Raw genomic sequence first — 22,190 nt, 5'->3', positions numbered from 1 at the left:
CCGCAGGCTTACTCCCGACGGCGGCAGGCTCCACCGGCAGCAGGCTCCGACGGCGGCAAGACAGTGGCAGACACAGCACGAGCCCCCGCGCCATGCGCGGGGGCTCGTCACTGTTTTATCGGGCTTTCTAGTGCTCCACGGCCTTCTCGGCGCCCACCCCGGTCAGTGAACGGACCTCCATTTCGGCCTGCTTGGCGCGGTCCTCCTGCTTTTTATCCAGGACGGTGCCGAGCCAGCCCAGCAGGAAGGCCAGCGGGATGGACACGATGCCCGGGTTGCTCAGCGGGAAGACGGCGAAGTTGGCGCCCTTGATCATGGACGTTGCGCCGCCGGACACCACCGGGGAGAGCGCGATCAGGATGATGGCCGACGCGAGCCCGCCATACATGCTCCAGATGGCGCCCTGCGTGGTGAACCGGCGCCAGAACAGGGAGTAGATGATGGTGGGCAGGTTGGCGGAGGCCGCAACGGCGAACGCCAGGGCCACCAGGAACGCCACGTTCTGGCCGTTGGCGAAAATCCCGCCCAGGATGGCGAGGATGCCAATCACAATCACAGTGCGGCGGGCCACCTTAACTTCAGTGTCGGCGTCGGCCTTTCCCTTCGCGATGACGTTGGCATAGATGTCATGGGCGAACGAGGCGGCGGCGGTGATCGTGAGGCCGGCGACCACGGCCAGGATCGTGGCGAAGGCCACGGCCGAGATGAAGCCCAGCAGCAACGGGCCGCCCAGGTGGAAGGCCAGCAGCGGCGCGGCGGAATTGACGCCGCCGGGGGCTCCCTTGATGGTGTCCGCCCCCACCAGGGCGGCGGCCCCATAGCCGAGGACCAGCGTGAAGAGGTAGAACAGCCCGATCAGCCAGATGGACCACACCACGGACTTGCGGGCTTCCTTGGCGGTGGGCACCGTGTAGAAACGCATCAGCACGTGCGGCAGGGCGGCCGTGCCCAGGACCAGGGCGAGGCCCAGGGACATGAAGTCCAGCTTGGACGTTTCGGTCTTGCCGTACTGCAGGCCCGGGTTGAGCACGGCCGGGTTGTTGGCCGCGTCGACCGCGCCGCCCAGCAGGTTCGAAAGGTTGAACCCGTAAATGGCCAAAACCCAAAGGGTCATGACGGCGGCCCCGGCGATGAGCAGGATGGCCTTGATGATCTGCACCCAGGTGGTGCCCTTCATGCCGCCGATCAGGACGTACATGATCATCAGGGCGCCGACGACGATGATCACCAGGGCCTGTCCGCCCCAGTCACTGATGCCGAGCAGGAGCGAGATGAGGCTTCCGGCGCCGGCCATCTGGGCCAGGAGATAGAAGAAGCAGACGGCCAGCGTGGAGATGGCGGCCGCGATGCGCACCGGGCGCTGCCTCAGGCGGAAGGAAAGGACGTCTGCCATGGTGAACTTGCCCGTGTTCCGGAGCAGCTCCGCCACCAGCAGCAGCGCCACGAGCCAGGCCACCAGGAAGCCGATGGAATACATGAAGCCGTCGTAGCCGTTGATGGCGATGGCGCCGGTGATCCCCAGGAACGAGGCTGCTGACAGGTAGTCCCCGGCGATGGCGGTGCCGTTCTGCGAGCCGGTGAACGAGCGGCCGGCGGCGTAGTAGTCGGCGGCGGTTTTGTTGTTGCGGCTGGCCCGGAGGACGATGACCATGGTGACGGCGACGAACAGGGCGAAGATGCCCATGTTCAGCAGCGTGGTGTCCTTGAGTGCGGCGACGTCAACCGCTGCGGGGATCGCGATCATTGTGCCCCTCCGCCCAGTGCGCCGCTGCCGGATTTGTCGTACTCGTGGCCTTCAATGCCGTGCCGGATGTCCGCGGCGATGGGGTCCAGGCGCCGGTTCGAGTAGCTGACGTACCAGCCGGTGATGGCGAACGTGGTCACGAACTGCAGCAGCCCCATGATGATGCCCACGTTGATGTTGCCCCACACCTTGGTGGACATGAAGTCCACGGCGTAGGCGGCAAGGATGACGTACGCGAAGTACCAGAGCAGAAACGCGACGGCCATTGGGAACACAAAGCTGCGGTGGCGCTTGCGCAGGTCCTTGAACTGCTGCGTGGCCTGGACTTCCTCGAAGTCCGCGGACGCCGCCGCGTCCTGCTTTCGGGCATCGTTACCCATCATTCCTCCTCATAGAGATGAACTCCCACACGGCGGCCCCCACCAGCCAATGTGACTGTCATCACTGTGCGCCGCGGCGCGGACCATAAGCCAGTGGTTGCACGACGCGGGTCGGTCAACGGCGGCGATGCTGCGCCAAACGGCACGCGCTACGCTGGGCATCATGCCGGACTCCCCTCTCTATTCCGCAGCCGCCGTTGCCGTCATCGCGCTCGCGGTGGCCGCCGTCGTCGCCGTCGGGCTCAAGGTGCTGCGCTCCTTCCGCGAGCTGGGCACCGACGCCGAGCGGGCCACCTACAACACCCTGCACGCCGCTTCGAAAGCCGGCCGGCACCTGCGGACCGGCCTGAACCCCGCGGGCGCCGCCAAAGCCAGCCGGCAGCTGCGGGCCCTGCTTGGCTGTGACGCGCTGGCCATTCTGGATGTGTCCGGCGTGCTGGCCTGGGACGGGGCAGCCGAGGAGCTGCGTCCCGGGCTGATGGAGCTCGCCGCGGATGTGCTCTCCAGTGGCAGGACCCAGGTTTTCAACGCCGCCGATCTGAAGCTGCACTCCCCCACGTCCGGACCCTCCAGGTCCGGGTCAGTCCCCAAATCCGGGCCGGTCGCGGCCGCGGTGGTGGCGCCCGTCCGGGCCGGCTCGCGCGTGGTGGGCGCCGTGGCAGCCTTCGCGCCGCAGGCGGGGGCCGGCCTGGTGCGCGCTACCACCGAAGTGGCCGACTGGGTGGCCGCCCAGGTAGAGCTGGCTGAGCTGGACGCCTCCCGGACGCTCCTGATGGAGGCCGAGGTGCGGGCACTCCGCGCCCAGATCAGCCCGCACTTCATCTACAACTCGCTGAACGCCATCGCCTCCTTCATCAACACCGATCCGGCCCGGGCCCGGGAGCTGGTGGTGGAGTTCGCGGACTTCACCCGGTACTCGTTCCGGCGGCACGGGGACTTCACCACGCTGGCCGAGGAGCTGCGCTGCATCGACAGGTACCTGCTGCTGGAGCGGGCCCGCTTCGGCGAGCGGGTGCAGGTCAGCCTGCGGATCGCGCCCGAGGTGCTGAGCACGGTAATCCCGTTCCTGAGCCTGCAGCCGCTCGTGGAAAATGCCGTCCGGCACGGCCTGGAGGCAAAGGAGGGTCCCGGCCACATCACCATCTCCGCCAATGATTCGGGCGCGTTCGCCGAGGTCACCATCGAGGACGACGGTGTGGGGATGGACCCGGTGCAGCTGCAGTCCATGCTGGCCGGCCATGTGGACGGCGAGCACGTGGGCCTGCGGAACGTCGACGCCCGGCTCCGGCAGGTGTACGGGGACGAGCACGGCCTGGTGATCGAGACGGCTCCCGGCGAGGGCACGCTCATCACCATGCGGGTCCCCAAGTCCCAGCCGGACCACGATGCCTGAACCGAAAGCTAACCTAGGACCATGATTAATGTTCTCGTCGCCGACGACGAGCTGCCCGCCATCGAGGAGCTGGCCTTCCTGCTGGGCCGGGATGAGCGGATCGGCACCATCCTCCGTGCCTCCTCCGGCGCCGAGGCCTTGCGTGCCCTCGAAGCCGATTCGGTGGACGCCGTCTTCCTCGACATCCATATGCCGGCCGTGTCCGGCCTGGACATCGCACGCGCCATATCCCGCAGCAGCCGGCCGCCCGCCGTCGTCTTCGTGACAGCGGACGAGGACTGCGCCCTGGAGGCGTTCGAGCTGGCGGCCGTGGACTATCTCCTGAAGCCCGTCCGGGCCGAGCGGCTGGCCCGCTCCGTGGGCCGGATCAGTGAACTGATCCGCGACGGCGGGACCGCACCTGAGATGATCACCGTGGACCAGGGCGGCACCACCAGAATGATCCGGCGCGACGACGTCACGTACGTCCAGGCCCAGGGCGACTATGCGCGCCTCCACACCGCCGATGCCAGCTACCTGATCCGGGTTCCGCTCGCCGATCTGGAACAGCAGTGGGCGGATGCAGGCTTCATCCGAACCCACCGTTCCTACCTGGTGGCCCTCGCCCACGTCACGCACCTCAAGCTCGCCGCTGGCCGGCCCAGCGTGTCCGTCGAGGACGCCGAGCTGCCGATCAGCCGGCGGCACCTGCCTGCCGTCCGCGAGAAGCTTGAGGCAACCAGGATCCGGCCCCAGGCATGACGCGCGTCAGGGTCACGGCGCCCCGTTCGGCATCCCGCATTTCGGCCGACTCCTCGGCAGAGCCGCGGGAGTCCGCCGAGGAGTCGGCCGTCGGCCAGGTGTTTGTCCGCTCGCTCATCCGTTCCCAGCTCCGGCTGGCCCTGGTGGTGGCAGGCGGCTTCCTGCTGATCCTCGGCGCCTTTCCGCTGCTGCTTGCCGCCATACCGGGCCTGGCGGAGACCCGGCTCGCCGGGATTCCGTTCGACTGGCTCCTGCTGGGCGCCGGGATCTACCCTGTGACCGGAATCAGCGCCTGGCTGTACATCCGCAGCGCGGCGCGGAACGAGGCCCGCTACCGCGACCTCGCCGGGGAAAAGTGATGCGCCGATGAATCCGGCCGTCGGCATTGCGGCGGTTGCCGCTGTTTCCGTGGCGACGGCGGTGATCGGCTTCTACGGACTGCGGATCTCGCGCACCACCGGCGACTTCTACGTGGCGTCGCGAACCGTGCCGCCCTGGTGGAACGCGTCGGCGATCGGCGGGGAGTATCTGTCCGCGGCGAGCTTCCTGGGCGTGGCCGGCCTGATCCTGCTGTCCGGCACTGATGCCCTCTGGTATCCCGTGGGCTATACGGCCGGGTACCTGATGCTCCTGCTGTTCGTGGCCGCGCCGCTGCGGCGTTCCGGGGCGTACACCATCCCTGATTTCACCGAGGCCCGGCTCGATTCCCGGGCCGTTCGGCGCGTGACCAGCCTGGCTGTGGTCATCGTGGGCTGGCTCTACATCGTGCCGCAGCTGCACGGCGCCGCCCTGACCATCCGGACAACCACCGGGCTGCCGGCCTGGGCCGGTTCAACCGCCGTCGTCGTGGTGGTGTGCCTAACCGTCGTGGCCGGCGGCATGCGCTCAATCACCTTCGTCCAGGCCTTCCAGTACTGGCTGAAGCTCACGGCCCTGGCCGTGCCACTCATCTTCATTCTGCTGGTCCTGGCAGACACCGGTTCACCCTCGCTGGCGGAAGCTGCCGCGAACCCGGGCGGAGCGGAGCCGGCCAGCCCCTACCAGAGCATCTCGCTCCTCGTTGCCCTGCTGTTCGGAACGCTGGGGCTGCCGCACGTCCTGGTCCGCTTTTACACCAACCCGGACGGGCACTCGGCGCGGCGGACCACGCTGATCGTGCTGGGCCTGCTGTCCGTGTTTTATCTGTTTCCGACGGCGTTCGGCCTGGCCGGCAGGCTGTTCGCCCCTGATCTGGCAAGGGCGGGGCAGGCGGATGCCCTGGTGCTGCTGCTTCCGGGCCGCCTCGTCGGGGGCCCTGCCGGCGAGCTGCTGTCCGCCCTCGTCGTGGCGGGGGCCTTTGCCGCGTTCCTGTCCACGACGTCGGGACTCGTCGTCTCGCTGGCCGGTGTGATCAGCCAGGACGTCCTGGGCGGCAGCGTGCGCGGCTTCAGGCTGGCGGCGCTTGTCTCGATCACCGTTCCGCTGGCCGTGGCACTCATGACGGACTCGCTGGCCCTTGCAGGCAGCGTGGGCCTGGTCTTTGCCTTCACGGCGTCAACCATCTGCCCGGTCCTGCTGCTCGGCATCTGGTGGCGGGGCCTGACCGACGCCGGTGCCATCGCCGGCATGGTGACCGGCGGCCTGCTCTGCGGCGGCGCCATGGTGGCGGGGACGGTGCTCGGCGTGGCCGGGACGCCCCCGTGGCTGGCGCAGCCGGCGGCCTGGACAGTGCCCGCCGCCTTCACCGTGATGGTCCTGACGTCGCGTGCCACCAGTTCCCGCGTGCCGCGGACCACCACCAGGGTGATGAACAGGCTGCACACGCCCGAACGGCCGCTGGCCACGGAACGCTGAACTGGCAGCGCTCAGCGGCCGGGCCCGTCGACGGGCCGGCGCGGCCGCATCATGACGCGGAGCGGCGGGGCCAGCCTTGCCCAGGCGGTCAGTCGATGGCGGCCATCAGCTCGACCACACGGTCGAGGAAGGCGTCCACCTGGGTCTCCTCGTAGCCGTCCTTGCCGACCGCGGGCCGGAAGACGGCCCGGCGCACGTTATCGACGCTGAGGGGCTTGTCCTGCTCCAGGTAACCGATCAGGTCGCGGCACAGGGTGTCGACATCTTTGGTGTTGTAGCCGCGCGCCTTCTTCTTGGCCGGCCGGCGGAACCTCTCGCCGTCGGGACGGTGAAGGCGGCCGCGGAGCGTCCCGGACAGCTGTCCGATCTGGCGCAGCCAGGCGTCCTCGCCGCGTTCGGCGATGAGGTCGTCCCGCTCCCGGCGGGCGAAGGCGTCTTCCAGCCGGTCCAGGGCCGCGTCGACGGCGGCGGCCGAGTATCCGCCCTTGACGGGGTCAAAGGACACGGACCGGACGTCGGCGCTCTTGATGGGGTGGGCGGCAGCCTCGGGCGTCTCCAGGGACACGCGGGCCTGCTGGAGGAACTGGTCCACCTGCTTGGCGTTGTAGCCGTAGTCGGTCCGCGCCACGCGTTCGAACGACGCGGGGATCTGACGCTTGCTGTCCACTCTCACCATGTTTCCTTCGATACTTCTTCGGCGGGTCGTAACCGCATTATTCTAGGGCGTTGCGCAGGGCGGGGTGCCGGAGCCCTCGCCAGGAAGATTCAGGCCCCGGAAAACAGGACGAACAGCATGAAAGCCGCCGGCGAGGCGAACACGATCGAGTCCAGCCGGTCCATCACCCCGCCGTGTCCCGGCAGGATGCTGCTCATGTCCTTGACGCCGAGTTCCCGCTTCACCATCGATTCGGCGAGGTCGCCGGCGGTGGCGGCAGCGACCATGCCGATCGCCAGCACTACCCCCACCCACCAGGGCTTGTCCAGCAGGAAGATGCTGGCCAGGATACCGACGAGCATGGCGCCCGCGATGGATCCGGCAAAACCCTCCCAGGACTTCTTCGGGCTGATCTTGGGCGCCATGGGGTGCTTGCCCAAACGGGCGCCCACGAGGTACCCGAACGTGTCATTGGAAACCACCAGGAGCAGCAGGATGACGATCTGCCACGCGCCCTCCGGCACCGTCCCGCCGGGCCACGGCCCTACCGGGGAAGCCCCGCCTTCGACGTGGAGCGGCAGCGCGGCGAAGCTGATCAGGAAGGGCACCCAGGCAAGGGTAAACACCCCGGCGAAAATGCTGCGGGCGGAGCCCGTCGCACTTTCCACCGACCGCCAGAGCAGCACAGCGACACTGCTCGAAAGCATCGCGAACAGCAGGCTTTCCAGACCCCTAAAGTAGGCCGAGAACGGCATTGCCACCGTGCCCACCATGACGGGCACGATGGGCAGGCGCGTGCCGTTCGCTTCGAGCGCCCGGAAGACCTCCCAGACGCCGAAGGCGGCGAAGGTGGTGACGACGGCAACAAAGCCGAGCGGCAGGAAGAGCAGCCCGCCGAGCACCGCAAGGAGCATGGCCAGACCCACGGCGATTGCGGCCGGCAGGTTGCGCCCCGCCCCGGGGGTGGGGTTGGGCCTGGGCTGGCGGGTCCGGGTTCGGGCCCGCGCACCGGGGGCCTGCTGTGCCTGGCCCATCAGACCTCGAGCAGCTCAGCTTCCTTGCGCTTGAGGAGCTCGTCGATGCCGTCGACGTGCTGCTTGGTGATTGCGTCAAGTTCCTTTTCGCCGCGGGCACCCTCATCCTCGCCGGCTTCGCCGTCCTTGACGAGGCGGTCCAGGGTTTCCTTGGCCTTGCGGCGGATGTTGCGGATGGAAACCTTGGCGTCCTCGCCCTTGGACTTGACGATCTTGACGTATTCCTTGCGGCGTTCCTTCGTCAGCTCCGGGATGGTGATGCGGATGACGTTGCCGTCGTTGGACGGGTTCGCGCCGACCTCTGAATCACTCAGCGCACGCTCGATGTCGCGCAGGGCAGTCTTGTCGAACGGCGTGATGAGGATGGTGCGGGCATCCGGGATCGCGAAGGAAGCCAGCTGCTGCAGCGGCGTGGGGGTCCCGTAGTACTCCACCATGACCTTGTTGTACAGTCCGGGGTTTGCCCGCCCAGTGCGGATCGAGGCGAAGTCTTCCTTGGCTACCTCAACGGCCTTGTCCATCTTGTCTCCGGCTTCGAGCAAGGTTTCTTCGATCACGATCTCTCCTCAGAAATTGGTTCCCGGCCAACCGGGCATTTCACAAACCTGGTCCCGCCCAGTGGCGGAACCGTCCTAGAAATATCCTAGCTGTAACTAGGGTGTGACCAGCGTTCCCAGCTTTTCGCCGCGGATGGCGCGCGTGACATTGCCTTCGCCTTCCATGCCGAACACCACCATGGAGAGCTTGTTGTCCTTGCACATGGTCATGGCGGTCTGGTCCATGACGCGGATGTCGCGGCGGAGGGCGTCGTCGTAGCTGAGGTTTTCCAGCTTTTCCGCCGTCGGGTCCTTCTTCGGATCGGCGGTGTATACGCCGTCCACGCCGCTCTTGGCCATGAGCACCACGTCGGCGTGCACCTCGAGGGCGCGCTGGGCGGCCACGGTGTCCGTGGAGAAGTACGGCAGGCCTGCGCCGGCGCCGAAGATGACCACGCGGTTCTTTTCCATGTGGCGGATGGCACGGCGGGGAATGTAGGCCTCGGCCACCTGGCCCATGGTGATGGCACTCTGGACCCGGGTCTCAACGCCGGCCTGCTCCAGGAAGTCCTGCAGCGCGAGGCAGTTCATGACGGTTCCCAGCATGCCCATATAGTCGGCACGGGAGCGGTCCATGCCGCTCTGGGACAGTTCGGCGCCGCGGAAGAAGTTACCGCCGCCCACCACGATGGCCACCTCGACGTCGGGAACGGCTGCGGCGATCTGCTTGGCGACCGCGCGGACGGTGTCCGGGTCGACGCCCAGCTTGCCGCCGCCGAAGACTTCACCGGACAGTTTCAGGAGGACCCGGCGCCTGCTCTTCTCTGACTGGACGGGAGTGTTGACGGCTTCCATGGTGCCTTCCGGTTGGTGAACTCTGAGCTAGGTTATCGCGCATCCGGCCAGCGCTCACATTCTTATGTGGCCGGTGCATGCAAAAGGGGCGGCCACCAAAGTGGCCACCCCCTTGCGTGTCAGACTAGGAGCCGACGCGGAAACGCGTGAACGCGGTTCCCTTGACGCCGGCCTCTTCGAGGACCTGCGCCACAGACTTCTTGGCGTCCTTGGCGAAGGCCTGGTCAACCAGGACCTCACCCTTGTAGAAGCCGGTAACGCGGCCTTCGACGATCTTGGTCATCGCAGCTTCGGGCTTGCCCTCGGCCTTTGCGGTTTCCTCGGCGATGCGGCGCTCGGATTCGACGAGCTCGGCCGGAACGTCCTCGCGGGAGAGGTAGTTCGGAGCCATAGCGGCCACGTGAACGGCAACATCGTGCGCGGCCGTGGCAGCGGCTTCGCCTTCACCATCGACAGCGAACAGGACGCCGACCTGGGCCGGGAGGTCCTTGGACGTCTTGTGCAGGTAGGCGTCAACCGTGGCACCCTCGATGCGGGAAATGCGGCGGACAACAACCTTTTCACCGAGGATTGCGCCTTCTTCGACGACAACCTCGGACAGCGGCTTGCCGTCAACGTCAGTGGCGAGCAGGGTCTCGAGGTCGGCAGCGCCGGACTCAACGGCGATGGCCAGGACCTTGTCAGCCAGCTGGATGAACTTGTCAGCCTTGGCGACGAAGTCGGTCTCGCAGTTGACCTCGATCATTACGCCGACGCCGCCCTCGACCTTGGCAGCAACCAGGCCTTCAGCGGTGGAGCGGCCTTCACGCTTGGTGGCGCCCTTGAGGCCCTTGATACGGATGATCTCGATCGCCTTCTCGGCGTCGCCGTTGGCTTCGTCGAGAGCCTTCTTGACATCCATCATGCCGGCGCCGGTGCGCTCGCGCAGAGCCTTGATATCAGCGGCAGTGTAGTTCGCCATGTGAACCCCTCTGTCTAGAAAATTTTTGTGTGTACGGACCGACAGGACGGCAGCTCACTGAGTGAGCGGCCATCCTGTCAGTTGCCCGGGCGCTGCGGACAGCGACCGGAAATCCCGATGAAGTTGTTACTTCGCGGAGTCGGCGCCCTCGGCGTCAGCCGGGGCTTCCTCAGCGGCGGGAGCAGCTTCGGCGGGAGCAGCTTCGGCAGCCGGAGCTTCCTCAGCCTTGCTGCCTTCGAGGAGCTCGCGCTCCCATTCAGCCAGCGGCTCTTCCGGAGTCTCGGTGGTGCCGGTTGCGCGCTGGTTGCGGGCGATCAAACCCTCGGCAACGGCGTCAGCAACAACGCGGGTCAGCAGGTTCACGGAGCGGATGGCGTCGTCGTTGCCCGGGATCGGGAAGTCGACCTCGTCCGGATCGCAGTTGGTGTCCAGGATGGCCACAACCGGGATGTTGAGCTTCTTGGCCTCGTCAACAGCCAGGTGCTCCTTCTTGGTGTCAACAACCCACAGCACGGACGGTGCCTTGGTCAGGTTGCGGATACCGCCGAGGTTGGACTCGAGCTTGGTCAGCTCGCGGCGCAGGAGCAGCAGTTCCTTCTTGGTGTAAGCGGAACCGGCGACGTCGTCGAAGTCGATCTCTTCGAGTTCCTTCATGCGCTGGATACGCTTGGCAACAGTCTGGAAGTTGGTGAGCATACCGCCGAGCCAACGCTGGTTGACGTACGGCTGGCCAACGCGGGTGGCCTGCTCGGCGATGGCTTCCTGAGCCTGCTTCTTGGTGCCGACGAACAGCACGGTGCCGCCGTGGGCAACGGTGGCCTTGACGAACTCGTAGGCGCGGTCGATGTAGGACAGCGACTGCTGGAGGTCAATGATGTAGATGCCGTTGCGCTCGGTGAAGATGAAGCGCTTCATCTTCGGGTTCCAACGGCGGGTCTGGTGTCCAAAGTGGACGCCGCTGTCAAGCAGCTGGCGCATGGTTACGACGGGCATGCCGACGCTCCTTCCGGCAGGTCATTCATGAGAGCGGCCGCGGCCGCTCTTACCCTGCCAATAGTTGACGGTTAGTTAGCCTTGCCCGGCCGGGCACAGGCTCCTGGCATCCATTGCACATCTCATCAGGACCGTTGCCGGGCCTGACCGCAAGAGGCACAATCCTCCGCAGCAGGAAGCAACTGCTTACCGGTTGTGGAGGGCTGGATACGCGTAGTCAGCTGCTGCTCCCCCGCACTCCTGAATGGGGCGTGCTGACGCGACCCACTAAAATGGAATGCGTTGAGGGCACAGCAAACTGCTCCACCAAGTGTACTACAGCGCCCCGCGGCAAATGCACCGGTTCGGGCGCACCGGGCGGCGTTTTCCACATAGGCCGAAGCTCCCGTTCCGGCGGGCGGACCGGGCGCCCATGCTGGGGGCATGAAAGCTTACGTGATGGCGGCGGTGCTCCTGCTCACGACGGCGGCACCCGCGCCTTCCGCCATTCCCGCACCTTCCGTTGCTGCCGCACCCTCTGCCGCCCCGGCACCGTTCGCTCCGGCATCGTTCGCCCTGGCAGCAGTTTCCCCCTCTCGGGCCGGCACGCCGGCGCCGGCTGGGTGGCACTGGCCGCTTGCACCGCGGCCGGCGGTCCTGCGTCCCTTCGATCCCCCGGACAAACCGTGGCTGAGCGGGCACCGGGGCGTGGACCTCGGCTCAGCGTCCGACGGGGGCCCGGTCACAGCGCCGGAAGCCGGCACCATCAGCTTTGTAGGCGTGGTGGTGGACCGGCCGGTCATCACCATTGATCACGGCAATGGCCTGCGCAGCAGCTTTGAACCGGTGCGGAGCAAACTCAAGAAGGGCGCTTCGGTGGCCAAGGGCGCCGTGGTGGGCACCCTGCTGGCGGGCCACTGCGGCCGCTCGCCATGCGTGCACTGGGGCGTCCGCCGCGGCGGGGAGTACCTCAATCCGCTGTCCTTCATCCTGGACCTGCGGCCCTCGGTGCTGCTGCCGCTGAAGGGCAGCGGGCCATCTTGAGGCTAGGCAGGGTCACCTGGTCAGGCTGCGGCACCAGCTTAGGGGCGGCGCCTGCTTACATGATGACTCCTGCTTAGGGGCGGCGCCTGCCTTAGGCGCTGCGCCTGCCTAGACGATCGCGGAGACGCCGGTGATGGCCCGGCCGGCCACCAGGGTGTTCACTTCGTGGGTGCCCTCGTAGGAGTAGATTGCCTCGGCGTCGGCGAAGATCTTTGCCATCTCGAAGTCCGTCACAATGCCGTTTCCACCGAGGAGGCTGCGGCCGATGGCCACGCTCTCCCGCATCCGTGCGGTGGTGAACGCCTTTGCGAGGGCCGACTGCTCGTCCTTGGCCTGACCGGCATCCTCGAGCTGGGAGAGCCGCACCATCATGCCCATCGAGCTGACCGCGTTCCCCAGGATCTGGACCAACTGGCTCTGCACCAGCTGGAATGAGGCCAGCGGACGCCCGAACTGGTGCCGTTCCACGGCGTAGCGCCGGGCCACGTCGAAGGCGGCGAGCTGCTGGCCCACCGCCTGCCAGGCAACGGCGAGACGGGTGACTTTCAGGACCTTGTTGGTGTCGCGGAAGCTGTTGGCGTTCGCCAGCTTGAAGAAGTCCGGCACCGCCACATTGTCCAGGGTGATGTCGGCGTTCTGCACGGTCCGCAGTGAGATCTTGTTCTCGATCCTGGTTGCACTGAAGCCCGGCAGCGCCGTGTCCACCAGGAAGGCCTTGACCTGGTTGTCAGCGACATCGCGGGCGTAGACCACCACCCAGTCGGAGAAGGTTGCGTTGCCGATCCAGCGCTTCGCGCCGTTGAGGATCCACCGGTCGCCGTCCCGTTTGGCGGTGGTGCGGGTGCCCCCGGCAACGTCCGACCCGCCCAGGGGTTCGGTCAGGCCGAACGCGCCGATCTTGCGCAGCGAGTAGATGTCCGGCAGCCAGGCATCCTGCTGCTCGCGGGACGCCAGGGCCTCGATGGAGCCGGTAAAAAGGCCGTCGTGCACACCCATGAAGGTGGCGATGGACGTGTCCGCGCGGGTAACTTCCGCATGCACGATGCCGGCGAACAGATTGGAATAGCCCTGGCGGCGCACCGGGCTGACGAGGTCGAGCTCGGCCAGCTTGGGAATCAGGTCGAGGGGAAATTCGCCGCGGTTCCAGCAGTCCACCGCTATCGGCTTTACCTCCCGGGCCAGGAAGGAGCGGACCTCGGCCAGCCTGTCCTGCTCCTTGGAACTAAGCAGCTGCTCGAAGGAAAAGAAGTCGCCGTCGGCGTAGGGCAGGCTGTTGATGTCGGTTACAGCGGCGGACATGGCGCTCCTTCGCAATGGCCAGCGTCCGCGAGGGAACAACGACACGGCGCCGGCGGGTTAGTTACTCGTCAGTAACATATCCCAACGCGGCGGAAAAAGGAAAGAGCCCTGATCTGCGGGACGCAGATCAGGGCTCTGAAAGTAGGGCTACTCGGACTTGAACCGAGGACCTTAGGATTATGAGTCCCGCGCTCTAACCAGCTGAGCTATAGCCCCGTGCACCAGCCCCATAAGGGGGAGGCGTCCCCGGCCAGCAGCGGCCCGCGAGGGGCCCGTCGCCGGGGGGCAGATTCACTCTAGCAAACCGGCGAAGGGCTCCAGACCACTTCGGCCGCCGCTGGCCCCAGACGGCAGGGACCCTAGACGACCTTGTCCTCGTAGTTCGCCCCGTAGTACAGGTCCTCGAACGTCTGAAGTGTCCCCTGGATGCTGTGCGGTTCCACCATGCACCGGCTGGCTTTGCCCATTGCCTTCCGTTCCTCGGCCGGGAGCCGGAAAATTTGGGTGATCTTGGCAGCGAGGTCGGCGCTGTCATTCGGGGTGAACAGGTAGCCGTTCTCGCCGTCGCGCACCAGATGCGGCAGCGCCATGGCGTCCGCCAGCACGACCGGCGTCGATGCGGACATCGCCTCCAGTGTCACCAGCGACTGCAGCTCCGCGGTGCCGGGCATGCAGAACAGGTCGGCCCGGATGTAGGCCTCGCGGAGTTGGTCGTCGCTGGCCAGGCCCAGGAACTTCACCCGGCCCTGCAGCCCAAGCTGTTCCACCAGGGCCTCGAGCGTCGGGCGCACCTCGCCGCCCCCGACGATTTCGAGATGGACATTCAGGTCGGCAGGGGTGGCAGCCACCGCCTTGATGAGCACGTCGACGTGCTTCTCCTCGGCGAGGCGTCCCGCGAACAGCACTGTCGGGTGTTCATGTGGCTCTATGACCTCATCGGCCTTGGGCTCGTATGCTGCGGAGTCAATGCCGTTGGACAGCGGGAGCACCTTGCGCAGGAAGGCATGCTGGTGCATCGCCTTGGCGGCCAGCGGCGTGGGTGTGGTGACCACATCCGCCTGGCCCATGACCTTGCCCATGTCCTTCCAGGAGATTTTCCCGATGATGTCCTTGAACCACTGCGGGAACGGCAGGAACGGGTTGAGGTTCTCCGGCATGAAGTGGTTGGTGGCGACGACGCGGATGCCGCGCTTCACCGCCTCGTACAGGACGTGCTCGCCGATCATGTAGTGGCTCTGGATGTGCACCACGTCCGGCTGGACCTTGTCGAACAGCAGGCTGATTTCCTTCTTGATCTCCCACGGGAAACAGATCCGGAAGTACTCGTGCGTGAAAACGCTGTGCGAGCGCAGGCGGTGGACGGTGGCTTCGGCGCGGAACTCGGTAAAGCTCTTGCCCTTGTCCTGCCGGCAGGCCAGCACGTGGACATTGTGTCCGCGTGCCGTCATGCCCTTGGCCAGCCGGTAGCCGAACTGGGCGGCTCCGTTAACGTGGGGCGGGTACGTGTCCGCCGCGATGAGGATGGTCAGTGGACGCTGGGCGTCGGGCATGGTCACGTAGAGAGCTCCTGGTGGTCATGGTGGTCGGCTGCGGCTAACCACACCGGCCGGCCGGCGCGTGGTGCACCGGCACATTCTTGCCTGGTCCGCAGTAAAAACCGGCTAGTGGGACGCCCTGCCCGTGGCCTTCCGAACGTCCTTCTTCCGTTTGGTGACCTCGGGATGGTGTCGTGAAAGGGCGATTACCCCCACGATAGCAAGGGTTGCCGCCGTACCCATGGCAATCGCCAAGACGGCGTGGACGTCGGGACGCAGCTCGCCCAGGATGGTGATGCCAATCGCGATGCCCACAATGGGGTCCACCACGGTGAGGCCGGCAATCACCAGGTCCGGCGGACCGGTGGAGTAGGCGCTCTGGACGAACCATGATCCCAGTCCCCCGGCCGCGGCGATGGCCACCACCGAATACCACGGCACGTTCAGCAGGAACTGGCCGTTGGGGTCCAGCAGATGCTTGCCGATAATGCGCGTCAGCACTGCCACGAAGCCAAACAGGATGCCGGCACCCAGGATGTAGATGAACGCGCTCATGCGGTGCTTGAACATGGCGGCGAGGCTGCCGAACACGCCCACCGCCAGGGCCAGCAGCAGCACAATCGTGAGTTCGTCCTCCGGCGTGACGTGGTGGCTTTCCTGCGTGACGTTGACGGCCAGCAGGACGAACAGCGCCGATCCCGTCACGCACGCGGTGATTGCCACCACCGTGGCGCGGTTGATGCTCAGCCCCTGGTCCTTGGTATTGACCACGGTGGTGATCACCAGGGCGATGGCGCCAATGGGCTGCACCACGGTCAGGGGTGCCGTGACCAGCGCTACCGAGTTCATCGCCATGCCCATGCAGAGCAGGAGGAGGCCGAAGACCCAACGCGGGCTCCGCAGGAGGCGCAGGAATCCGTTGGAGCTCAGCGCCAGACCACCGGTGTCCGCCTTGACCGCACTGCCCTGGCGCTGGGCTCCGAAGGCAAGACAAAAGGCGCCCATGACCGCGAGCAAAACCGCAACCCAGACCATCAGCCGTTCCCGCCGTCGTCGGCCGCCAGCATTTTTCCTTTGCGTCGGATCGCCCGGAAATAGTTGTAGGCAGCAACCCAGTGGCCGACGAGTCCCAGCCCCAGAACCACCCAGGCGGCGACGAACCACGCTGCGGCGAACGGAATGGGCAGCTTGGACAACACCAGGAGCGGAGTTCCGAGCAGGAGCAGGCCGGTGCGGGCCTTGCCCACGAGGCTGACAGGAAGGTCCGGGTGGCCGCGGAAGTAGAACAGCGACATGCCCAACAGGACGGCATCGGGAACCACCAGCGCCGCCAGGTACCACCACTGCACGACGCCGGCGATCACCAGGGTGACCGCGACGGCAATCATGGCCAGCCGGTCGGCGATGGGGTCCAGGACCCGCCCCAGCTTGGAGGCCTGGTTGAACCGCCGGGCGACGTAACCGTCCACCCAGTCGGTGCTGCCCATGATGGCCAGCACCAGCACGGCCAGTCCGTATTCCTTCTGGGCCAGCACAAGCCAGATGAAGATCGGCACACCCATGAAGCGGAGGACCGTGAGGAGGTTGGGGACGGTGTAGACCAGATCGCGATCGACATGCGGCTGCCCGGGGCGGGAACCAGCGCCGATGAATCTCATCAGGCCTCCCTCTCCGGGGCCGGCGGCCTCTTACAGTCTTCGTTCAGGGCAAGGCTCAGCTCTTGAAAAGTTTCCGGAGCAGAGTGAGCAGGACGGCGGTGGAGGCGGCGAGGGCAAGGAGCGGCTTCCAGCGCGCCTCGAGCTGTCCGGGCAGCGAGCCCGCCGGGGCAGCGGAGCGGGCCGACGCCGACAGGGCGGCGAAGCGTTCGGCCGCACGTTCGCGGGCCTCCTGGAACTTTTCGTTGCCTTCAGCGGCCCGGTGCCGGGCGACCCCGAGCAGGGCCTGGGCCTGGGTCTTGACGTCCAGTTCCTCGCCGAGCTCGTCCCGCACACCGGTCAGGTGTTCACGGCGCTGCTTCAGGCGGCGGCGGAGTTCGGGCTCGGTGGCCACGGGAACTTCCACGGCCTCGGCGGCCTTCTTGGCGTCCTTGTCTGCCTTCTCCCTGGCCTTCTCCGCGGCCTTTGCCTCGGCGGCGGCCTTGGCCTGGGGCGAGTTGGGATCCAGTACGGCGGCGTCGAAGTCCGAGCCCTCCTTGGCGATGCCCAGGTCGTGCTTGAGGCCGCGGACTGTGTCCTCGGGAATCAGCGGCATGGCCTGTTTGAACTTCCGGAGGCCGATGAGCCCGCCAATGAGCGCAATGAGGACGAAAACCGCACTGACGAGCAGCGCCGCCAGCCACGCGGGCATGATGGTGGCCAGCCCCATGATGGCGGCGACGACCAGACCGATGACCAGGAGGGCCAGGAAGACGGCGGCCACGCCGAAGAATGCGCCGGCCACGCCGAGCTGCTTGCCTTTGCGCTTCGCTTCGATCTTGGCAAGCGCGATCTCGTCATTGAGCTGGCGGGGCACAAGTTTGATGGCGAGCCGCAACGTTTTTGGCAGCGCAGTGATACGCAGTCCTTGGTTGGTCCGCCCGCTGTGACGCCCGCTCATAGGTTCCGCCTTACTGGTTCCGTCGTCGATTTTTCTTCGCTGCCACGGGGGCAACCGGCACGTCCGCGCGCCCCCGCTGACAAAACTATCATTCAGGGTCTGCCGGAACTTCTGGAAATAGCCCCGGCGAGCCCTCCAACGCTGTAAAAGTCTGATCTGTCAGCCCTAGGATGGTTCTCTGTGACCACCACCAACCCGGGCGATGCCCTCAGCCGCCGGCAGAAATTCCTCTACATCCTTCTACTCGGCGCCCTGACCGCCCTCGGGCCGTTCACGGTGGACCTCTACCTGCCCGCCTTCCCCGCCCTGGAAGCAAGCCTCAACGTCTCGGAAGCGGCTGTTCAGCTGACCCTGACCGGCACCACCGTCGGCTTTGCCCTGGGGCAGCTGGTGGTGGGGCCATTCAGCGACAAGTTCGGGCGCCGGCTTCCGCTGATCCTGGCCACCGCCCTGCACATCGCCGCCTCGCTGGGCGCCGCAATCTCCACCGACATCGCCACCCTCGGCGTGTTCCGGGTCCTCATGGGCATCGGCGCTGCCGGCGGCGGCGTGGTGGCGATGGCCATGGTCCGCGACCTGTTCAGCGGCTACGCCATGGTCCGGATGTTCTCCCGGATGGCTCTGGTCAACGGGCTGGCCCCCATCCTGGCGCCCGTCATCGGGTCCCAGCTTCTCCTCGTCATGCCGTGGCCGGGCATCTTCGTGTTCCTGGCCTGCTACGGCACCGCGGTCATTGTCTCCGCCATCGTGCTTGTCCGGGAGACGCTGCCGCGGGAGAAACGGGGCCAGTCCGGCCTGACGGCCCGGCAGCGGTACGGTGTGCTCTTCTCCGACCGGATCTTCGTGGGCCTGCTGATGCTGGGCGGCATGAACTTCGGCGGCCTGTTCACCTACCTGTCGGCGTCCCCGTTCCTGTTCCAGGACGTCTTCGGGTTCTCACCCCAGCAGTACGGCCTGCTCTTCGGCATCAACTCGCTGGGCATCGTCGCCGGAGTGCAGACAAGTTCCCGGCTGATCAAGCGCGTCCCGCCGCAGTGGATCCTGGCTTGCTCCACCGCATGGATGTTCCTGATGGCCGTGCTGATCGTCGTCTTCGACCAGCTGGGTTTCGGGCTCTGGGGCGTCATGGTTCCGCTCTGGTTCTACATCCTGGGCACCGGCTTCACCTTCCCGTGCGTGCAGGTCCTGGCGCTGGCCAGCCACGGGGCCCAGGCCGGCACGGCAGCGTCCCTGCTCGGAGCCTCCACCTTCCTGATGGCAGGCATCATCTCCCCCGTCGTGGGCTGGCTCGGCGGAAATTCCGCCACGCCCATGGGCGCCGTCCAGGCCTGCTGCATCTTCCTGGCCGCGGCCGCCCTGTGGCTCGTGGTCCGGCCCCGGACCGTGCCGTCCATCCACTGAGTCCTGCCACCCGCAGTGCTCCCGGTGGGCAGACTGGCGCCGGTCATCAGGCCGGCACCGGCCTGTAGGCTGGCACCATGACCCGCAAACCCCATCGAAACGGCCGAGGACTGTTCCTCGGAGCCATCCTCGGCGCCGTGGCAGGCTTCTTCGCCGGCCGGATGATGGGCAACGCGGCGCTGGGCATCCTGGTGGGCGCCGTCGTCGGTTCTGCGCTGCTGTACCGCGTCAATCCGGGACCCTGGAACAGGCCCTAGGCCATCTGTTCGCCTGGGGGGCTGCGCGATAAAGTTGTTACGTGCCCCACTGGCAGGATCATCCCCCACTTCCGGCCACGTGGCAGCGGTGCGACTCCGGCATTCTGCCGTTGTGGTGGGACCGGCTGTGCACCCAGACCAGTGCCCAGTCGGCAGCACTCTATGCGGCGGGACTTTTCACTGAGGACCGCCGCCGGCCCATAGCCCAGTGGTTCAACCCGGCTTTCAACGCTGCCCTGCTGGTGGCCCCGGAGACCTCCCCCGAATGGCCCGTCCAGAGGTTCGGCATCTTCTATGCCCCGCCCGACGGCGGCTTCACGCGCGTGCACTCCTCTCCCCACGAGTGGCACCCCCGCGAGCCGCGGAAGTCCCCCACGGAGCGGGAGGCGTTCGAGGCCGCCATAGCCGAGGCCGAGCGCTTCCTGCAGGTGGAGATGGATTTCGTCTGACGCTGCCCCTCCGTGGTTAGGGGGATTCGCCGGGTCAGCCTGCCCCAGACGGCCCGGGTCACAAAACAAAAAAGTCCCGCGGCCGGCTCTGGGGCCAACCGCGGGACTGCGCGCTCCTCCTGCTGGACTTGAACCAGCAACCCTTCGATTAACAGTCGAATGCTCTGCCAATTGAGCTAAGGAGGAATGAAGCAGGTATGACACTAGCAAACGTTTTGCCGCAATGTGAAATCGGCGCCAATACTGGGCGCGTATACCCCTCCGGGGTATAAAAAAGTCCCCGTTCCGGAACCCGGAACGGGGACTGTGCGCTCCTCCTGCTGGACTTGAACCAGCAACCCTTCGATTAACAGTCGAATGCTCTGCCAATTGAGCTAAGGAGGAATGAAGCGGGTACTAGCCTAGCAAACACCCGGCCCGGATACGAAATCGGCGACTTTGGGCCGCGGAGCCTGCTCCCGGAGACCGGCCTTCGAAGCCGCCAGTCTCCGCAGCCTAGGCATCCGAGCGCAGCGACCTGCGCTCCATTTCGAGCATCATGAGCTCCCGGTTCAGCTGCTGGAACTCCTCGGGGTGGGCAGCGGCATCCAGCCGCTGCAGCTGCCCGAGCTTGTCCGCCTTCACGCGGGTGATCTGCAGCTCGAAGAGCCTGGCGAGGATGTCCCGGCAATACTTTTGCACGGCTTCGGCGGTGTGGGCCGGCAACGGTACAACGGCCAGCTCCGAGACCAGCGGCTGCAGCGGCTCGGGAACCTCCTGCCGCAGGGCCTCCACCCATTGCACGGCATCCCCGGAGAACCCCGGAGCCGTGGCGCGGATGGCATCGTGGATGGCCTGGTAGGCGGGCGTGGCGAATCTAGCGGTAACGAACCGCTCCCACGCCGCACCGCCCAGCATCGCAGGCTCCTGCAGCGCCACCTCGAGGGCCTGCCGCTCCATGGACGCCACCGGGTCCCGGGGATCCGGACGGTGGAAGGACGGCAGGACGCCCGACGGCGGGAGCGCCGCTACGCCGGGCACGTTCTGTCCGATTCCCGGGACCGCGTTGGAGCCGGCACCGTTGTAGCCGGCACCGCCGGACCGGGCCGGCTTGGATCCGGCCAAGTTGGAACCGGACGCTGACCCGTTGGCCTGTGCCCCCGGACCCGGCGCACCCGGCGCAGCGCGCTTGGCGGCGGCCGCCACAGCCCGCGTAACGTCCTCGACGGGCATGCCCAGCCACCCGGCCAGTTCGCGGGCGTAGCCGGGCCGGAGCCCGGCGTCGCGGATCTGGGCCACGACCGGAGCGGACTCGCGCAGCGCGGCCACCCGCCCCTCCACCGTGTCCAGGTTGTGCTTCCGCAGGGTGGCCCGGATGGCGAATTCGAAGAGCGGGCGCCGGGAACTGATCAGGTCGCGGACGGCGGCGTCCCCGCGCGTCTGGCGCAGGTCACAGGGATCGGCCCCCGTGGGTTCGACCGCCACGTAGGTCTGGGCCACGAAGCGCTGGTCCTCTTCAAAGGCCCGCAGGGCCGCCTTCTGGCCGGCCGCGTCGCCGTCGAAGGTGAAGATGACCTCTCCCCCGGTGCCGTCGTCGGACAGCAGCCGGCGGGCAATCTTGATGTGGTCGGCGGCGAACGCTGTACCGCACGTTGCCACCGCCGTCGGAATTCCCGCAAGGTGGCAGGCCATGACGTCGGTGTAGCCCTCCACCACCACCAGCTGCCGGTCCTTGGCGATGTTCCGCTTGGCAAGGTCGATCCCGTACAGCACCTGGGACTTCTTGTAGAGCGTCGTTTCCGGGGTGTTGAGGTACTTGGGACCCTGATCGTCCTCGTAGAGCTTGCGCGCACCAAAGCCGATGGTGTCGCCCGCGATGTCCCGGATGGGCCAGATCAAGCGGCCGCGGAAGCGGTCATAGATGCCCCTGTTGCCTTCGGAGAACATCCCCGTGAGCTTCAGCTCGGGATCGGTGAAGCCCCGGCCGCGCAGGTGCTTGAGCAGCGCATCCCACCCCTGCGGCGCGTAGCCGACGCCGAAGTGGTCGGCCGCTGCCCGGTCGAAGCCGCGCTGCTGCAGGAACTTCCGGCCCTCGGCGGCACCGGCGGTGAGCAGCTGGGCGCGGAAGAACTCGTCGGCGATCTTGTGGGCGTCCAGGAGCCGCTGCCGCTTGCCGACTTCCTCGCGGCTGGGCCCGGTGCCGCCGTCCTCGTAGCGGAGCTCGTACCCGATCCGGGCGGCCAGCTTCTCCACGGCCTCGTGGAAGGAGGTGTGATCCAGTTTCTGCACGAAGGAGATGACGTCGCCGTCCTCGCCGCAGCCGAAGCAGTGGTAGCGGCCCACCTGCGGGCGGACGGTGAACGACGGCGAGCGCTCGTCGTGGAACGGGCACAGGCCCTTGTAGGAGCCGAGGCCGGCGCCCTTAAGCGTGACGTAGCCGTCGACGACTTCCTTGATGTCCGTGCGCTGGCGGACTTCATCGATGTCTTCCCGTTTAATCAGCCCAGCCACGAAGCAATCCTAGTCT

The 22,190-nt window shown here is 66.8% G+C and carries 22 protein-coding genes and 3 tRNA genes; 8 read left to right on the top strand and 17 right to left on the bottom strand.

Going from position 1 to position 22,190, the window contains the following annotated elements:
* Positions 1–127 precede the first annotated feature (127 nt).
* Both ACFVTE_RS10970 and ACFVTE_RS10965 read right to left on the bottom strand, forming a co-directional pair.
* Entirely contained in the window at positions 128–1,744 is a 1,617-nt protein-coding gene (locus tag ACFVTE_RS10970; protein WP_387100216.1) for a cation acetate symporter, read from the bottom strand.
* Positions 1,741–2,124 carry a DUF485 domain-containing protein gene (locus tag ACFVTE_RS10965; protein ID WP_387100521.1) on the bottom strand — a complete coding sequence of 128 codons (384 nt, stop codon included), beginning with the start codon at positions 2,122–2,124 and terminating at the stop codon, positions 1,741–1,743. The genes ACFVTE_RS10970 and ACFVTE_RS10965 overlap by 4 nt, the downstream gene beginning before the upstream one ends.
* Positions 2,125–2,287: 163 nt before the next feature.
* Between ACFVTE_RS10965 and ACFVTE_RS10960 the strand changes: the two genes are divergently transcribed.
* Genes ACFVTE_RS10960 through ACFVTE_RS10945 form a run of 4 tightly spaced genes read left to right on the top strand, consistent with a single transcriptional unit; the run spans position 2,288 to position 6,091 of the window.
* A complete protein-coding gene (locus ACFVTE_RS10960; protein ID WP_387100213.1) occupies positions 2,288–3,517 on the top strand; it encodes a sensor histidine kinase in 1,230 nt (409 codons plus the stop codon).
* 21 nt (positions 3,518–3,538) lie between these two features.
* On the top strand, positions 3,539–4,258 hold the full coding sequence (locus ACFVTE_RS10955; RefSeq protein ID WP_387100210.1) for a LytR/AlgR family response regulator transcription factor: 720 nt from the start codon (positions 3,539–3,541) through the stop codon (positions 4,256–4,258).
* Positions 4,255–4,617 (top strand): hypothetical protein, encoded by a 363-nt coding sequence (locus tag ACFVTE_RS10950; protein ID WP_387100207.1) that lies wholly within the window; start codon positions 4,255–4,257, stop codon positions 4,615–4,617. The genes ACFVTE_RS10955 and ACFVTE_RS10950 overlap by 4 nt, the downstream gene beginning before the upstream one ends.
* A gap of 7 nt (positions 4,618–4,624) precedes the next feature.
* On the top strand, positions 4,625–6,091 hold the full coding sequence (locus tag ACFVTE_RS10945) for a cation acetate symporter (protein ID WP_387100204.1): 1,467 nt from the start codon (positions 4,625–4,627) through the stop codon (positions 6,089–6,091).
* An 88-nt stretch (positions 6,092–6,179) separates the two neighbouring features.
* On the opposite strand, the gene ACFVTE_RS10940 is transcribed toward ACFVTE_RS10945, so the two are convergent.
* From ACFVTE_RS10940 to rpsB, 6 genes are all read right to left on the bottom strand, one after another.
* Positions 6,180–6,767: a DivIVA domain-containing protein gene (locus tag ACFVTE_RS10940; protein WP_387100201.1), complete on the bottom strand. Its 588-nt coding sequence runs from the start codon at positions 6,765–6,767 to the stop codon at positions 6,180–6,182.
* An 89-nt stretch (positions 6,768–6,856) separates the two neighbouring features.
* Positions 6,857–7,780, bottom strand: coding sequence for a phosphatidate cytidylyltransferase (locus ACFVTE_RS10935; protein WP_387100199.1), 924 nt, complete (start codon positions 7,778–7,780; stop codon positions 6,857–6,859).
* Entirely contained in the window at positions 7,780–8,337 is a 558-nt protein-coding gene (gene frr, locus ACFVTE_RS10930) for a ribosome recycling factor (RefSeq protein ID WP_076798197.1), read from the bottom strand. Before frr ends, ACFVTE_RS10935 begins: the two co-directional genes overlap by 1 nt.
* A 96-nt stretch (positions 8,338–8,433) precedes the next feature.
* Complete coding sequence (gene pyrH, locus ACFVTE_RS10925; RefSeq protein ID WP_236807821.1) at positions 8,434–9,171, bottom strand: UMP kinase; 738 nt, start codon at positions 9,169–9,171, stop codon at positions 8,434–8,436.
* A 124-nt stretch (positions 9,172–9,295) separates the two neighbouring features.
* The gene (gene tsf, locus ACFVTE_RS10920; RefSeq protein ID WP_190606903.1) at positions 9,296–10,132 is read right to left on the bottom strand and encodes a translation elongation factor Ts; all 837 of its coding nucleotides are present in this window, start codon (positions 10,130–10,132) and stop codon (positions 9,296–9,298) included.
* Between the two features lie 126 nt (positions 10,133–10,258).
* Positions 10,259–11,125 carry a 30S ribosomal protein S2 gene (gene rpsB / locus ACFVTE_RS10915; RefSeq protein WP_387100195.1) on the bottom strand — a complete coding sequence of 289 codons (867 nt, stop codon included), beginning with the start codon at positions 11,123–11,125 and terminating at the stop codon, positions 10,259–10,261.
* A 423-nt stretch (positions 11,126–11,548) separates the two neighbouring features.
* Here rpsB and ACFVTE_RS10910 point away from each other — a divergent pair, with 423 nt between their 5' ends.
* Positions 11,549–12,148, top strand: a complete 600-nt coding sequence (locus tag ACFVTE_RS10910) for a M23 family metallopeptidase (RefSeq protein ID WP_387100192.1) — start codon at positions 11,549–11,551, stop codon at positions 12,146–12,148.
* A gap of 108 nt (positions 12,149–12,256) precedes the next feature.
* Here the strand turns inward: ACFVTE_RS10910 and ACFVTE_RS10905 are convergent, their stop codons facing one another.
* The 6 genes from ACFVTE_RS10905 to ACFVTE_RS10880 form a co-directional block, all read right to left on the bottom strand.
* Entirely contained in the window at positions 12,257–13,447 is a 1,191-nt protein-coding gene (locus ACFVTE_RS10905; RefSeq protein ID WP_387100190.1) for an acyl-CoA dehydrogenase family protein, read from the bottom strand.
* Between the two features lie 142 nt (positions 13,448–13,589).
* A tRNA-Ile gene (locus ACFVTE_RS10900) sits at positions 13,590–13,663 on the bottom strand.
* Positions 13,664–13,806: 143 nt separating this feature from the next.
* The gene (locus ACFVTE_RS10895) at positions 13,807–15,003 is read right to left on the bottom strand and encodes a glycosyltransferase (protein ID WP_387100188.1); all 1,197 of its coding nucleotides are present in this window, start codon (positions 15,001–15,003) and stop codon (positions 13,807–13,809) included.
* 105 nt (positions 15,004–15,108) lie between these two features.
* On the bottom strand, positions 15,109–16,017 hold the full coding sequence (locus tag ACFVTE_RS10890; protein ID WP_387100186.1) for a DMT family transporter: 909 nt from the start codon (positions 16,015–16,017) through the stop codon (positions 15,109–15,111).
* Positions 16,017–16,640, bottom strand: coding sequence for a CDP-alcohol phosphatidyltransferase family protein (locus tag ACFVTE_RS10885; protein ID WP_387100184.1), 624 nt, complete (start codon positions 16,638–16,640; stop codon positions 16,017–16,019). Before ACFVTE_RS10885 ends, ACFVTE_RS10890 begins: the two co-directional genes overlap by 1 nt.
* A 55-nt stretch (positions 16,641–16,695) precedes the next feature.
* Complete coding sequence (locus ACFVTE_RS10880) at positions 16,696–17,577, bottom strand: phage holin family protein (protein WP_387100181.1); 882 nt, start codon at positions 17,575–17,577, stop codon at positions 16,696–16,698.
* A gap of 180 nt (positions 17,578–17,757) precedes the next feature.
* Between ACFVTE_RS10880 and ACFVTE_RS10875 the strand changes: the two genes are divergently transcribed.
* The 3 genes from ACFVTE_RS10875 to ACFVTE_RS10865 all read left to right on the top strand — a co-directional run bounded on the left by ACFVTE_RS10875 (position 17,758) and on the right by ACFVTE_RS10865 (position 19,684).
* A complete protein-coding gene (locus tag ACFVTE_RS10875) occupies positions 17,758–18,978 on the top strand; it encodes a multidrug effflux MFS transporter (RefSeq protein WP_387100179.1) in 1,221 nt (406 codons plus the stop codon).
* 77 nt (positions 18,979–19,055) lie between these two features.
* The gene (locus ACFVTE_RS10870; protein WP_102970802.1) at positions 19,056–19,235 is read left to right on the top strand and encodes a hypothetical protein; all 180 of its coding nucleotides are present in this window, start codon (positions 19,056–19,058) and stop codon (positions 19,233–19,235) included.
* A gap of 41 nt (positions 19,236–19,276) precedes the next feature.
* Positions 19,277–19,684 carry a hypothetical protein gene (locus tag ACFVTE_RS10865; protein ID WP_076798221.1) on the top strand — a complete coding sequence of 136 codons (408 nt, stop codon included), beginning with the start codon at positions 19,277–19,279 and terminating at the stop codon, positions 19,682–19,684.
* Between the two features lie 113 nt (positions 19,685–19,797).
* Here ACFVTE_RS10865 and ACFVTE_RS10860 read toward each other — a convergent pair.
* The 3 genes from ACFVTE_RS10860 to dnaG all read right to left on the bottom strand — a co-directional run bounded on the left by ACFVTE_RS10860 (position 19,798) and on the right by dnaG (position 22,174).
* A tRNA-Asn gene (locus tag ACFVTE_RS10860) sits at positions 19,798–19,870 on the bottom strand.
* 125 nt (positions 19,871–19,995) lie between these two features.
* Positions 19,996–20,068 (bottom strand) — tRNA-Asn (locus ACFVTE_RS10855).
* Positions 20,069–20,179: 111 nt separating this feature from the next.
* The gene (gene dnaG / locus ACFVTE_RS10850) at positions 20,180–22,174 is read right to left on the bottom strand and encodes a DNA primase (protein WP_387100176.1); all 1,995 of its coding nucleotides are present in this window, start codon (positions 22,172–22,174) and stop codon (positions 20,180–20,182) included.
* Between the last annotated feature and the right edge of the window lie 16 nt (positions 22,175–22,190).

The sequence above is a fragment of the Arthrobacter sp. NPDC058097 genome (genome assembly GCF_042884885.1).
Lineage (GTDB): Bacteria > Actinomycetota > Actinomycetes > Actinomycetales > Micrococcaceae > Arthrobacter.
Note: the sequence above shows the minus strand (reverse complement) of the source record. Positions and strands in the feature narration are given on the sequence as shown.